Origin of the sequence: Methylobacterium phyllostachyos, from assembly GCF_900103445.1 — a bacterium.
GTDB lineage: Bacteria > Pseudomonadota > Alphaproteobacteria > Rhizobiales > Beijerinckiaceae > Methylobacterium > Methylobacterium phyllostachyos.
This window is the reverse complement of sequence record NZ_FNHS01000007.1, coordinates 15827-29094: the sequence shown is the minus strand read 5'-3', so window position 1 is coordinate 29094 and position 13268 is coordinate 15827. Positions and strand designations below refer to the sequence as shown.

The window sequence follows — 13268 nt, the reverse complement described above, 5'->3', positions numbered from 1 at the left end:
TTGGCTATCCGTCTTTGAGCATTGATATCTATCCGAATAAATGTTGATTTTAATGCTATATATGGAAATTGTTTACTTTTGATCGGTAACGCTTCTCTCATGACATGCGTAGATCTCTTGACTAAGAGCCTTGAGGGCTGCCGATGAACATCTCAACGATTGTCGACGTCAAGCGGCCGACCTCACTCGCCGAAGTCCAGGGCTGGCACGACGGGTGTTCGTGGCTCGCCGGCGGCACCTGGCTGTTCTCCGAGCCGCAGGTGGCGGTCAACACATTGATCGATCTCGAGCGGCTGGGCTGGGCACCGCTGACGGTGACCGAGGCCGGGCTCGAGATCGCCGCGACCTGCCGGATCGTGGAGGTGCACGACTTCGTCGGGCCGCCGGACTGGCGGGCGGTGCCGTTGTTCCGGCACTGCATCGACGCGTTCCTGATGTCGTTCAAGATCTGGAACGCCGCCACGATTGGCGGCAATATCTGCATGTCGCTGCCGGCGGGCGCGATGATCTCGCTGACCGCGGCCCTGGAGGGCGTCTGCACGCTGTGGCCGCGGGACGGTGCGCCGCGCACGGTCCCGGTGGCCGAATTCGTCACCGGCAACCACGCGAACGTGCTGCAGCCGGGTGAATTGCTGCGCAGCATCCACCTGCCCGCCGCCGCTTTGGCGAAGCGGACGGCCATGCGGCAGGTCTCGCTGACGAAGTTCGGGCGCTCGGCGGCGCTGATTATCGGCACGCTCGGCCAGGACGGCACCGACTTCCTGCTCACGGTGACGGCGGCGACGCCCCGGCCGGTGCAACTGCGCTTCCCCGCCTGCCCGTCCGCCGACGACCTGCGCGCTGCCCTCGACGCGCGCCTGCCGCCGGAGGCCTATTTCGCCGACGTCCACGGCTCGGCCCCGTACAAGCGTCACGTCACGCAATACCTCGCTGAACAGATCCGGACGGAGCTCGCGTGACCCAGTATTCCATCAACGGCCGCGACTACGCCGCCGAACCCGCCCCCGGCCAGTGCCTCCGGACCTTCCTGCGTGACCTCGACGTGTTCGGCGTCAAGAAGGGCTGCGACGCCGGCGATTGCGGCGCCTGCACCGTCCATATCGACGGAAAGCCGTTCCATTCTTGCCTGGTCCCGGCGTTTCGGGCCGAGGGCCGCGCGGTCACCACCCTCGAGGGCCTGTCCGGCTGCGGCAACGATCTGCATCCTATGCAGCAGGCCTTCCGGGACGCGCAGGCGTTCCAATGCGGCTTCTGCACCGCCGGCATGATCATGACTGCGGTGACGCTGACCGATGCGCAGAAGGCCGACTTGCCGCACGCCCTGAAGGGCAACCTGTGCCGCTGCACCGGCTACCGCTCGATCAACGACGCGCTGCATGGCCGCTGCAACATCGAAGCGGACCTGCCCGGCCGGGCGCTCGGCGCAAGCCTGCCCAACCCCTTCACGGATTCCATCCTCACCGGCAGCGCCCGCTACACCATGGATGTCGCCGTCGAGGGCCTGCTGCACCTGAAGGTGCTGCGCTCGCCCCACGCACACGCGCGCATCGTGGCGATCGACGATGCCGCCGCGCGGGCTTTGCCCGGGGTGGTCGCCGTCTATACCTGGCAGGACGTGCCGAAGCGCCGGTTCAGTTCGGCCCTGCACGAGGACCATCTGGTCGATCCCGACGACATCCTGCTGCTCGACAACGTCGCACGCTTCGCCGGCCAGCGGGTCGTGGCCGTGGTCGCCGAGACCGAAGCGGCCGCCGAGGCGGGATGCCGGGCCGTGCGGGTCGAGTACGAGGTCCTGCCGGCGGTGTTCGATCCGGTTGCCGCCATGCAGCCCGGCGCGCCGCTGCTGCACCACAAGGAGCAGGTCACCGGGGACAGCAACATCTTCTGCACGCTCCAGGGCGAGATCGGCGACGTGGCCGCCGGCTTCGCCGAGGCCGACGTGATCCACGAGCAGACCTATTCGACCACCCGGGTCCAGCATACGCACCTGGAGACGCACGGCTCGATCGCCTGGCAGGGCGAGGACCAGCGCTGGCACGTCCGCACCAGTTCGCAGGCGCCGTTCGCGGTCCGGCAAAAGCTCGCCTACCTGATGGGTATCTCGCACCAGGACATCCACGTGTTCACCGAGCGGGTCGGCGGCGGCTTCGGCGGCAAGCAGGAGATGGTCTCAGAAGACCTCGTCCTGTTCGCCACGATGAAGCTCGGCCGCCCGGTGAAGTGGGAATGGACCCGGGAGGAGGAGTTCATCGGCGCCACCACGCGCCACCCGATGACCACCCGTGTGAAGATCGGCGCCCGTCGCGACGGCACGCTGACAGCGCTCGACGTGGAAGTGGTGTCCAACACCGGGGCCTATGGCGGCCATGGCGGCGAGACCCTGGGGGCCGCGATGGCCAGCCCGATCGCGGCATATCGCTGCCTCAACAAGAAGGGCATCGGCCACGCCGTCTACACCAACATGGTGCCGGGCGGAGGCTTCCGCGGCTACGGCGCCTCGCAGACCACCTTCGCGATCGAATGCGCGATCGACGCCCTGGCCCGCCAGCTCGGCATCGATCCGTTCGCGATGCGGCGTTTGAACGTCGTGCAGCCCGGCGACAACATCGAGTCGATCTGGAAGGAGCCGAGCGACGCCAGCTTCGGCAGCTACGGCATCGGCGAGTGCCTCGACATCGTCGAGCGCGAACTCGAGAAGGGCAACGGCGTCGTCAAGCCCGAGGGCGCGGACTGGGCCGAGGGTACCGGCGTGGCGCTCGCCATGCTGGAATGCGGACCGCCGACCGAGCATCGCTCGGGCGCCGCGATGCACCTGCGCCCGGACGGGACCTACCATCTCGCCTGCGGCTCGACCGAGATGGGCAACGGCATCACCACGGCGCACAAGCAGATCGCGGCCGCGGTCCTGGGCACGCGCGCCGACGATGTCGCGATCATCAACGCCGATACCGACCGCACCCCCTACGACACCGGCACGTTCGCCAGCACCGGCACCGTGGTCGGCGGCAAGGCGGTCCACCTAGCCGCAGAGGCCATGGCGAAGGACATCCTCGACTTCGCTAGCCAGCTCACCGGGGTGCCGGTGGAGCAATGCCGGCTCGACACCGATGGCGGCGTGGTCTGCGGCAACCGGCGCCTGACCCTCGCCGAGCTCCACGCCGAGGGCACCAAGGTCGACCACCGGTTCATGGTCAGCCGGAAATCCTATCTATCGCCGCGCACCATCGCGTTCAACGTGCAGGGTGTCCGCTTGGCAGTGCACCGGGTGACCGGCGAGATCCGGATCCTGCACAGTGTCCACGCCGCCGATATCGGCAAGGCGATCAACCCGATGCAGTGCCGGGGCCAGCTCGATGGCGCCGTCGGCATGGGCTACGGCTGGGCGCTGGTCGAGACCATGGTGCACGATGGCGACGGCCGCATGGTCAACCCGCAGTTGCGCAATTGCCGGATCCCAACCTTCGCGGACACGCCCCACACCGATATCTTCTTCGCCGATACCGTCGACCGGATCGGCCCGCTCGGGGCCAAATCGCAGGGCGAGTGCGGCATCAACCCGGTGGCCCCGGCCGTCTCGAACGCGCTGGCCGACGCCACCGGGGTGCGGTTCGCCCATCTGCCGTTCACCCCCGACCGCCTGTTCGAAAAGCTCGCCGGCGCATGAGCACGTCAGCGGCGAGCGTCAGCATCGTCACCCAGACGACCGTCCGGCCGGAAAGCGCCGACGCCTTCGCCCGGTGGCAGGGCGACACCAGCGCGGTGGTGGCGACGTTTCCGGGCTTCATCGAGCAGCGGCTGATGCCGCCGCACCCGCCGCTGCAGGTCGATTGGGTGATCCTGCAGCGCTTCGACAGCCTGGACCATGCCCGGCACTGGCTGGGCTCGCCGGAGCGGCAATCCCGCATCGAGGGCGCCGCCCCGATGCTGGTCGGCCGCGACGACGTTCACATCGTCACCGACGATGCCAGCGCGGCCCGTACCGCCCCGGTCTCGGCGGTGATCAGCACCCGGGTGAAGCCCGGGATGGAGGCCGAATATCTTCGCTGGGAGCGGAAGGTCGCGGCCGCCCAGTCGCACGCGCGCGGCCTGCAGGGCTATCGGCTCGAGCCGGCCGTGCCGGGGGTCCAGGAGGACTTCGTTGCGATCCTGCGGTTCGACAGCGACGCCAACCTGCAAGCCTGGCTGAACTCTCCGGAGCGCCAGGCCCTGGTCGAAGAAGCGGCGCCGCTGACCGCCGAATTCCACACCCGGATGGTCCAGAGCGGTTTCGAGCAATGGTTCCGGAATGCCACGCCGGAGGGCGCCCCGTCGCTGCCGGCGTGGAAGATGAACATGATCGTCCTCCTGACGCTGTACCCGACGGTGTTCCTCTGGGGATTGCTGATCGGCACGCCGTTCCTGGCTGGGACTCTCAAGCTGGATTTCCCCCTGGCGCTGTTCATCGGCAACGTCGTCAGCGTGCTGATCACCGCGCGCCTCGTGCCGTTCGCCGCCCAGCGGCTCGGCTGGTGGCTGGCGCCCGCCGGGGACAAGCAGGCTTTCGTCGACATGAAGGGCGCCGGCCTGCTGGCCGCGGCCTATGCGGTGATGATCCTGGTCTTCTGGAAAGTGCTGTGACGAACCCGGTCGCACCGATCGCTCAGGCTCGACCTGCCGGCCCGGCGGGGAGAGGCTCGATGCGCATGGGCCTGCCCGCAACGGGCTTCCTGATCGCAGCGTCCGTGCTGCTTGGCATCGGCGCTGCCCGGTCCGAGACCGAGGCGGGCACGCCCGCGCAGACGCCGCTCGCCCAAGCCCTCGCCCAAGCCCTCGACCAAACGCTTAACACGACGCAATGGGCCTCGACCGGGCCGAACCGACAGGAGGCCGGGGTTCCTGTCGCCGCCGCGACCGTGATGGCCGCCCCGCCACCGTCGTTCTTCTCATTCTCCGACACGGTGGTCAGCTACCGTTTCCAAGGGCCGTCCGCGGAGCCCGGTATCTACGTGCCACGCGTCGGCAGCCGCGGGGAGCCTGTTGAGGTGCCCAAGAACGTGGTCAACCTGTTCCACGCCGATTCCTGGGCCTACGGCACCAACCTGATTTCCCTCGACATCCTCCGGTCCGGACCCCAGGACCCGGCGGGCGACAAGGTGAATTTTAAGAAGGATTTCGGCGCGACCGAGGTCTACCTGATCTACCGAGGCGTCCTGAGCCCGAACAAGATCTTCGACACCGATGTCTTCGCCATTCCGGGCTTAGTGAAGGATATCGGGCTGTCGTTTGGGGCCGACATCAACACCAAGGACACGACCTTCGATTCCGAGAAGCGTGCTGGCACCTTCGGGGTCAGCTTTGCGTTTGACGTGCCGGACGGGTTCGTGAACCTGAAGGTCCAAGGTTACAAGGAGTTCTCCCGCAACGGTCTGGCCGGAAGCCCCATCCAACCAAATCTGACTCCGGGATTCGATTACTCACATTTCCGCAGCGTCGAGTACAAGATGACGCCGGAATTCGAGCTGACCTACACTATCCCGCTGGCATTCACTGGCCTGCCCCTGGCACTGGCCGGCTTCAACACCCTGATCCTGCCCAAGGGACGCTACGGCTTCATCAATGACAACCAGACGCAGGTTGAATTCGTCTCGCAAACCAACCTGGTCCTGGATGTCGGGCAGCTGCTCGAGAACACGCCCAACCGGGTCGAGGTGTTCGTCGGCTTCCAGTATTGGCACAACAAATTTGGCGGAGATCCGCGGAAGACACTCAACACCGAGGAGAAGGCGCTGATCGCCGGCGTCGCCTACCACCTCAAATAAGAACGCCCGCAGGATTGCTGGAGCTCACGATGGCACTCCGGCGCTACCAAGCGTCATGCGATGGGGCGCACGGCAATCTATCTTAAGATGGCCAGCATCGCATTGTGGAAAAGTTGTTTCGAGCCAAATTCTTACCAAAACAAAACTGGCTGAAGCAGGATCAAGGCGCCCGGCTTTCGTTCTCTTCTGGTTCCTCGGCTGGCGGCAATGACGCGTCAGGGCTTTCTTCGCATGACCCTTTCTTCAACGCCGAATCACCAGATCGATGTGTTGACGGGTGAGGTGTCGCCCGACCTGCCCGGCGATGGCGCGTCTGCCCCAGCGCCGCTCAGCCCGAAGGTGCAGGGCATCCTCCGCCTAGCCGAAGCCAAGCGCGGGAGCGATCCTGACGAAGCAATGCTGCTCGCAAAAACCAGCACTTCGATGAACCCGCGGCCTCTGCCTTTGTGGCTGCTGCTGGTGGGACGCGAAGCGGTCCACCGCCGTTGGGGGGGCGTCGCCGGCGTGGGCTTGGTCTGGACGGGACTCGGCGGCGCCTTGGTGATCGATGCCCTCGATGGTGCGACGCATATCCCGGATCGCTGGTTCGGCCTCCTCCTTGTGTTCGAGGCTGCGAGCTCGGGCGTACGCGGCCTAGTCGCCACCGGGGCCGCGCGACGGCTGCGCTTGCTCAAAACCGCGATCCTCCTCGTTGTGGCCGTCCTGACGATGCTCGCTTCGGCCTCGAGCACGTTCCTCCTCGCGATGCTGTTCGGTACTGCTTTCCTGTTCGATGGCCTGTCGCGGATCGTCCTTTCGCACGTCCTGCGCTTCCCCGGCTGGCACTGGGCGGTGGTGCATGGGGGGCTCGGCGTCCTCCTTGGAATCCTCACCCTGCAGCCTTACCCGACATGGTATGCCGGCACGGTCGGTTTCAGCATCGGCGCCTTCTTGATGCTGTCCGGTACCAAGGTCATGATCCTCGGCCTGCGCCTACGGCGCCTGCCGGAATCCCCCAGCGCATTCAGGCAGGCGGGCGGCTCGGACACCGTCAGGGTCTATGTTTGGACACCCACCGGGACGGCAAAAATTCCGGCTCGGCGCCGGCTCGTCCACCGCTACGTCGTTTCGGTGAATGGGGTGGGGCATATCTCCACCGGCCACGCGGCCATGGAGCTGGCGGCCTCTTATGGAGGGAACGGCTCCCGCGGGGACCTTCTCAGCGAAGGCCCCCTATATCTGAGCCATTACCCCGCCGTGGAGATCGAGCGGTCGCCCGACAACCTGCGCGGGATCCTGCGCGCCGGTCCCGAGAACAACGTGCCGGGCCGCTTCCTGCCGAGTTACCGCGAAGAGGCGGCCGATTGGTGCGAGGCGACCGTGGTGGTCACCCTTCAAGGCATCGACGGCGGTCGCCTACGCGCGTTCTGGAGCAACTATCGCCGGGACGCGACCTACAATCTCGTCGGCCGAAACTGTTCAACGGTCGTGGCCAACGCCCTCGACGCTGCTGTCGAGGGCAGCTTTTGCAGCGATGGCACGCCGTGGCGCAGGTTGGCGCGCGCGGTGCTGAGCCCGGAATTTTGGGCGGCTGCGCTCATGCGCAACGGCGCCAGTGCGATGACGTGGACCCCCGGTCTGGTCCTGGATTACTCGCGAGCCCTGAGCGCCCTGATCGATCCCGTCTCGCCGGTGCCGGCCATGAGCTGGCGGGGCGTCAGGCGGCGGTTGATGCGCAACTGGCGAGCGGAAGCCGTCGCCCGCAAGCGTGGGCTGAACAGCGCGGGTGCTGAGGCGGCGAAGGCTGCCTGAGAGGATGGGTTCCGTCCGGCGTTCATCGGCCTCATGGCCGCCCAACAACGGACCCTAGCGCTCCTGCGTACTCACGGCCCCCAACTCGAGAGGTTGCTGGGCGATCGACGAAAATCCGCTTCTGCACGGCGGATGCATCGAAGCAGACTTGGTCGCGGGGTGCTCCGCGGTAGACCCTTCACCTGCGCTGACGTCTAGCGTTGGCTGAAGACGGCGTTCGGAGCGAAGTCGGGCGGCTCGATACGATCTGCTCAGGCCTGTGACCTCATCCGTGGCGGTTGACCATCCTAGAGGTGATCAGCTGAGGACAGCTTGGCGCCACCGCGCGGCTGACCCGGCTGCGGGCGTTGAAGTGGCGTGGTGGATCAGTGCCAGGCTACCTGCGGCCCACGTGACGATTGCACCAGCCAAGCGGTAACCAGCACATCGGCGATGCAGCCGATCTGGTCAGCCTTTCGCCAAGCTGCGCGACAGACGAGCGCCTCACCGGTGTCGTCGAAGGTGAGGATGAAGACGTCCGGCAGGGTTTCGGTGTTCGGCAGCGTAACCCGAATGCCGGTCGCTGAGCGGTCGGCGATGATGCAGGGCACCGTCCTATGCTCGTCGATCAAGATCATGCCGGGGATATTGAGGCGGGTCCGATTTTCCGCCCGACGCTCGATCATTCAAGGTGTCCTCAGCTATCGCGTCATAGCATGCACGGGACCGGTGGAGGGCCAATCACGACAAATACTCGAATTGTCTGGATCTCCATCGGATACGGCATACCGGCCCGCAACTGCGCTGGGCCCAATCACGCGGCGACCGGGCGAACGAATACATCCTGGGGATAGACGAGGGTTGCCATCACGCCAGACTGTATCCGGGCGAAAACCGCATCGAGATTACCATCGCTCTGCAGCAACACGGCGCACGAGAGGGCGACGATCTGCGGGATGCAATCGGTCCCTTCGGCAAGGAACTCACGGATCGCATCGACGAAGGATGCTCTGACGTTGCCTTCCTTCGATGCTCTCAGCACCTGCTCGCAGTCCTCTCGCAGCGGGGCGATCTCGCCATCAACTACCGAAACCCACTGCCGGATATCGTCATAGATCAGCCAGCGCACCGACCCCCGAGCGACCGGGGCCAATCCTGTGAGATAGCGCCGAGCGGCCGCATCATCGAACATGGCACGCGTTTTAACTCCCGCCGCCCTAAGCTCCAACGCCGAGCGATATGATAACGGCGATCAACCGGCTTACTGGCTTCCGTCGCCACAGCGGCGCCCGGGCCCAGCGCTGCGCCCCAGCGTGTATATTTTCGCGATGCCTCCCCAAGTGGGACGCTTGGGCTGCGAACCTCTCGGGCATCGGATCGATGACGCTTGCGCCGATCGCCAAGACGCTCAACCGTTCCGGGAGTTAGATTTCCCCACGGCGTTGCTGCCAGTTGCTCACGCTGCGCGGGTGCAGAATTACCCGTTGGACCGCCGACCTAAGTTTTTGACGCGGGGATCGCATTCAAAACAAGAAAGTAACCGACCCTCGGGTAAAGTCTGGATCGAAAAGAGAGGATCCCCGATGCTGCGGCGCGGTGCTCAACCGATCTTTGGCCGTCGCGCTGCTCCAACGCTGCGTTCGACCCCAGCGGGCGAGCGCAGCAGGCCGGCTATGAAGCGGTCGCATCAAGTCACTCTGGTGCTGCTCGGCTCGACTGCGCTCGCCGGCTGGCAATACAACCGGAGCGCCTCGCCGAGCCCCCAACCGCAGCAGGTGGTGGAAAACCCGGCTCGATCCGGCTGCGACCGCGACGGACGCACCACCTCGCCGGGGTGCAATGACGGTCGCTCACTCGCACAGGATCCCCCAGGCCGGAGTACTGGGGCCTCGCCGTCCGGTGGGCATGGTGGGTCCTTCCAAGCTGGCACCTCAACCGGCGCGTCTGAAGCGCGTGCTAACACTGGCACCACGACGTTCGGAGGTTTTGGCGGATCGGGCCGTGCGGTGGCTGCCCACGGGGCAGGTGGGTGATGCGCCGCCACATTCTCAACCCACGTGGAGACTGGCGCGAGATCGCCATTGAGGTCGGCTACGATTTTCACACCAGCGAAGATCGGCACACTGTCTGGTGCGAGAACGCAGGCTACAGCTTCACCCTCCCGCAGATCGAGGAGGACCTCGAGGTGCCTACCGCAGAGCTGCACCGGCTGTGCCTCGACCTCGCTGCCGAGATCGTAGAGAGCCCGGCGTTGATGCGGCGGCTCGGCATCCCGGACTGGGCGCACGCACTGGTAACGCACAGCCATCGCGCCTGCGACCCGCATCTCTACGGCCGCTTCGATCTGGCCTACGACGGCACCGGCCCGGCAAAGCTCCTGGAGTACAACGCGGACACGCCGACCGCCCTATTCGAGACGGCGGTGTTCCAGTGGCGCTGGCTGGAGGATATGCGCTCGAGCGGCGCGCTGCCGGCGGGCGCCGACCAATTCAACGCCGTCCACGAGCGCCTGCTCGCCCGCCTCGTCGAGATCCGGGCCAAAGTTGGCGACAGGCTGCACCTGACCTGCATGACGGAGTTCCCCGAAGATAGTGGCACGGTTGGATACCTCGCGGACTGCGCCGCACAGGCCGGTTTGAAGGTGCGCCTTGTTGACGTGTCAAACATAGGCCTACGCCATGAGGGCGGTCGCCAGACGTTCGTCGATCGCGGCGGCGAGCCAGTCCGCCTGCTGTTCAAGCTCTACCCGTGGGAATGGCTCCTGCGGGACAGCTTCGGCCCGGCGATCGCCGCCAGCGGCACGACATTCATCGAGCCGGCCTGGAAGATGGTTCTGAGCAACAAGGGCATCCTACCCCTTCTCTGGGAGCGCCACCCCGGCCATCCGAACCTGCTGCCGGCCTATTTCGAGAACGACCCGCGCAAGGTCGCGCTGGGCAAGAGCTTTGCCCGCAAGCCCCTGCCAGGGCGTGAGGGCGCGAACGTGATGATTGTCACCGACGGCCAGGTCTCTGCCGCTGAGGACGGCCCCTACGCCGAGGGCGGTTACGTCCGCCAAGCCCTGGCGCCGATCCCGGAGTTCGACGGGCGGCGCGTCGTCATCGGATCGTGGGTGGTGGGCGACGAGCCGGCTGGGATGATCCTGCGCGAAAGTGCGGGGCCGATCTCGAACGACACATCGCAGTTCGTGCCGCACTTCATTGTGCCATGATCGAGGGCGGGACTGCGTTAGAAACAGTCGACAGCAAATATCCGCACAGGGTGGATTTCCGCCAATCTGGTCTCGGGTGGCGAACCTGAAAAGCGGACGGTCGATCCGAGCGAACGCCTGACAGCGTTGCGCCATCAGCGGACCTGCAGTTGCAACCACGCGAATGCCCGCTTGGAGCCCGAGAGCTGCCATGGAGATGGAGTGGTCGCTCGGGCGGCCACAACATCCTTCGCTCGTTGCCGCCTGTCCTGTCATCGACAACCCCGCGAGGTTTCGCCGTCCCGGCGGTCCGGGGCCGGACGGATCTCCGGCCCCGGTCTCACGTGTCACAGGCTCGGGTGCAGGCCCCGGACCGGGCTCACGGCCTCCAGCACCGAGGCCGCGTGCAGGATCGTCGTCTCCGCCTGCCAGCTTCCCACCAACTGCATGTTGATCGGCAAGCCCGCGCGGCTCGTCCCGAACCGCATCGACAGCCCGGGCAGGCCGGTGACGTTCAGCGGTACGGTCGCGCCCTGCAGGTAGGTCAGGTCGACCGTCTCGCCGTTGACGACGAGCTCGCCGATGCCGTGCTCGTGCGCCGGCACCGGCAGCACGGGGGTCAGGAGCACGTCGAAGTCCCGGAAATAGGCGGCGAAGCCGTCCCGGAGCCGCTCCGCCGCCTGCTCGGCCGCGACGTAGTCGTCCACCGTGGTGTCGGGCAGCGACAGCATCGTCTTGGCCATCCTGTACATCTGATCCTCATGCCCGGCCGTCGCCTCGCGGAAGGCCGGCTTCATCTCCATGACGTGCAGCTTGTTGAACACGTCGAGGGCGAAGTCTCGCTCCAGCGCCGGGATGCGTACCTCCTCGACGTGGTGACCCTCGCCCTTCAGTGCCTCGGCGGCCGCCTTCACCGTTGCCGCGACCTGGGTGTCGATGGGACCGAAGCCCGGCCCGACCATCCAACCCACGCGGAGCTTGCGGTCCGGTGCGGCGCCGAGGCCGGCGTCGAACGGGACGGTGCTGGTCGCGAAGGCGTCCTGCCCGTCGGGGCCAGCCAGTTGCGAGAAGGCGAGCGCGAGGTCGCGGATCGAGCGCGCCATCGGGCCGACGTGCCAGAAGCGGCGGGGCGCCCGCGGCCAGATGCCGGTCATGGGCACGCGCCCGTGGGTGGCCTTGAGGGACACAATGCCGGTCTGGGCGGCCGGGCCGCGCACCGAGATGGCGAGGTCGGTGCCGAGCCCGAACGGCGACATGCCCGCCGCGATGGCCGCTGACTCGCCGCCGCTGGAGCCGCCGGGCGTGCGGCTCAGGTTCCAGGGATTGTTGGAGCGGCCGGAGAGCAGGTTGTCGCTCTCGATCCAGTAGGAGAACTCGGGAAGGTTGGTCTTGGCGAGCAGGATGCCGCCGGCCTTCTTCATGCGGGCGACGCTGGTCGCGTCGGTATCGGGGGTGCGGCCCTTGAAGATCGGCGAGCCGCGCTGGGTCATCACCCCGGCGGTGTCGATGGAGTCCTTCGCGGTGAAGGGCACGCCGTGGAGCGGGCCGATGTCCTTACCCGCCATGACCGCCGCCTCGGCCTCCTTCGCGGCGGCGAGCGCGCCCTCCGCGACGGTGACGATGGCGTTGACCTTGGGGTCGACGACCTCAATGCGGTCGAGGTGCGCTCGCACGACCTCGACGGGCGAGAGCTTTTTGCTTCGGATCAGTTCGGCGAGCCGGGTCGCGTCGGAGAAGATGATGTCCTGGGTCATGATCGTTTTGCCTGCCTAACGTTCGGTAGGCTGGAAGTTAGGTCTGGATTTCCGGGCCGTCAACCCCTAACTAACGACTGGTAGGTTTCTGATTCCGGGACGGAGGCAGGGGTGAGCACGAACGCGAAGGAGACGATCCTGGCCGCCGCACGGAAAACCGCGCAGGCGCACGGCTACGGCGGGTTGAGCTACCGCGACCTTGCCGCGGACGTCGGCATCAAAGCGGCGAGCATCTACCACCACTTCGCCAGCAAGGCGGATCTCGGCGCGGCCGTGGCACGGCGCTACTGGGAGGACATCGCGGTCGAGCTCGACACCATGCTGGAGACGACCGGCGACCCGATGGAATGCCTGCGGCGCTACCCGGGCACCTTCCGCCGGTCGCTTGAGGACGGGAACAGGCTCTGCCTGTGCAGCTTCATGTCGGCCGAGTACGCCAACCTGCCCGAGGCCGTGCAGCGGGAGACGCAGGGCTTCGCCGACGTCAACATCGCCTGGCTCGCCAAGGTGCTGGAGATGGCCGGGGCGGTGAAGCCGAAGGAGAGCGAGGCGCGGGCGCGGGCGATCTTCGCCGCGGTGTCCGGCGCCCAACTCTACGCGCGGAGCCGATCGGACGTCGCAGAGTTCGACAGGTTGATCGAGAGCTACCGCGCCTCGGGGCTCCTGCCGGCCTAAGGCCCAGGGTCGCGGCCCGCAGGACAAGCGTTCGTCTCACCCTCAACCGGGTGGGGCCTCGCATTCCTTGAGTGCAGTCGG

The 13268-nt window shown here is 66.5% G+C and carries 10 protein-coding genes; 7 read left to right on the top strand and 3 right to left on the bottom strand.

The window, feature by feature from the left end:
• The first annotated feature begins 143 nt into the window (after positions 1-143).
• The 5 genes from BLQ49_RS12430 (at position 144) to BLQ49_RS12410 (ending at position 7589) form a co-directional block, all read left to right on the top strand.
• Complete coding sequence (locus BLQ49_RS12430) at positions 144-959, top strand: FAD binding domain-containing protein (protein WP_091716241.1); 816 nt, start codon at positions 144-146, stop codon at positions 957-959.
• Positions 956-3664 carry a molybdopterin-dependent oxidoreductase gene (locus BLQ49_RS12425; RefSeq protein ID WP_091716240.1) on the top strand — a complete coding sequence of 903 codons (2709 nt, stop codon included), beginning with the start codon at positions 956-958 and terminating at the stop codon, positions 3662-3664. Before BLQ49_RS12430 ends, BLQ49_RS12425 begins: the two co-directional genes overlap by 4 nt.
• Positions 3661-4617 carry an antibiotic biosynthesis monooxygenase gene (locus BLQ49_RS12420; protein ID WP_091716239.1) on the top strand — a complete coding sequence of 319 codons (957 nt, stop codon included), beginning with the start codon at positions 3661-3663 and terminating at the stop codon, positions 4615-4617. The genes BLQ49_RS12425 and BLQ49_RS12420 overlap by 4 nt, the downstream gene beginning before the upstream one ends.
• Before the next feature lie 59 nt (positions 4618-4676).
• Positions 4677-5798, top strand: coding sequence for a hypothetical protein (locus BLQ49_RS12415; protein ID WP_091716238.1), 1122 nt, complete (start codon positions 4677-4679; stop codon positions 5796-5798).
• Positions 5799-6005: 207 nt separating this feature from the next.
• Positions 6006-7589, top strand: a complete 1584-nt coding sequence (locus tag BLQ49_RS12410) for an HdeD family acid-resistance protein (RefSeq protein WP_244507561.1) — start codon at positions 6006-6008, stop codon at positions 7587-7589.
• Between the two features lie 365 nt (positions 7590-7954).
• Here BLQ49_RS12410 and BLQ49_RS12405 read toward each other — a convergent pair whose 3' ends face one another.
• The gene (locus tag BLQ49_RS12405; protein WP_091716237.1) at positions 7955-8254 is read right to left on the bottom strand and encodes a PilZ domain-containing protein; all 300 of its coding nucleotides are present in this window, start codon (positions 8252-8254) and stop codon (positions 7955-7957) included.
• Positions 8255-8382: 128 nt separating this feature from the next.
• Positions 8383-8760: a hypothetical protein gene (locus tag BLQ49_RS12400; RefSeq protein ID WP_091716236.1), complete on the bottom strand. Its 378-nt coding sequence runs from the start codon at positions 8758-8760 to the stop codon at positions 8383-8385.
• A gap of 840 nt (positions 8761-9600) precedes the next feature.
• On the opposite strand from BLQ49_RS12400, the gene BLQ49_RS12395 reads away from it, so the two are divergent.
• On the top strand, positions 9601-10779 hold the full coding sequence (locus tag BLQ49_RS12395) for a glutathionylspermidine synthase family protein (protein ID WP_091716468.1): 1179 nt from the start codon (positions 9601-9603) through the stop codon (positions 10777-10779).
• A 326-nt stretch (positions 10780-11105) separates the two neighbouring features.
• Here BLQ49_RS12395 and BLQ49_RS12390 read toward each other — a convergent pair whose 3' ends face one another.
• Positions 11106-12512, bottom strand: a complete 1407-nt coding sequence (locus tag BLQ49_RS12390) for an amidase (RefSeq protein ID WP_091716235.1) — start codon at positions 12510-12512, stop codon at positions 11106-11108.
• 111 nt (positions 12513-12623) lie between these two features.
• On the opposite strand from BLQ49_RS12390, the gene BLQ49_RS12385 reads away from it, so the two are divergent.
• Complete coding sequence (locus tag BLQ49_RS12385; RefSeq protein ID WP_091716234.1) at positions 12624-13187, top strand: TetR/AcrR family transcriptional regulator; 564 nt, start codon at positions 12624-12626, stop codon at positions 13185-13187.
• Positions 13188-13268 lie beyond the last annotated feature (81 nt).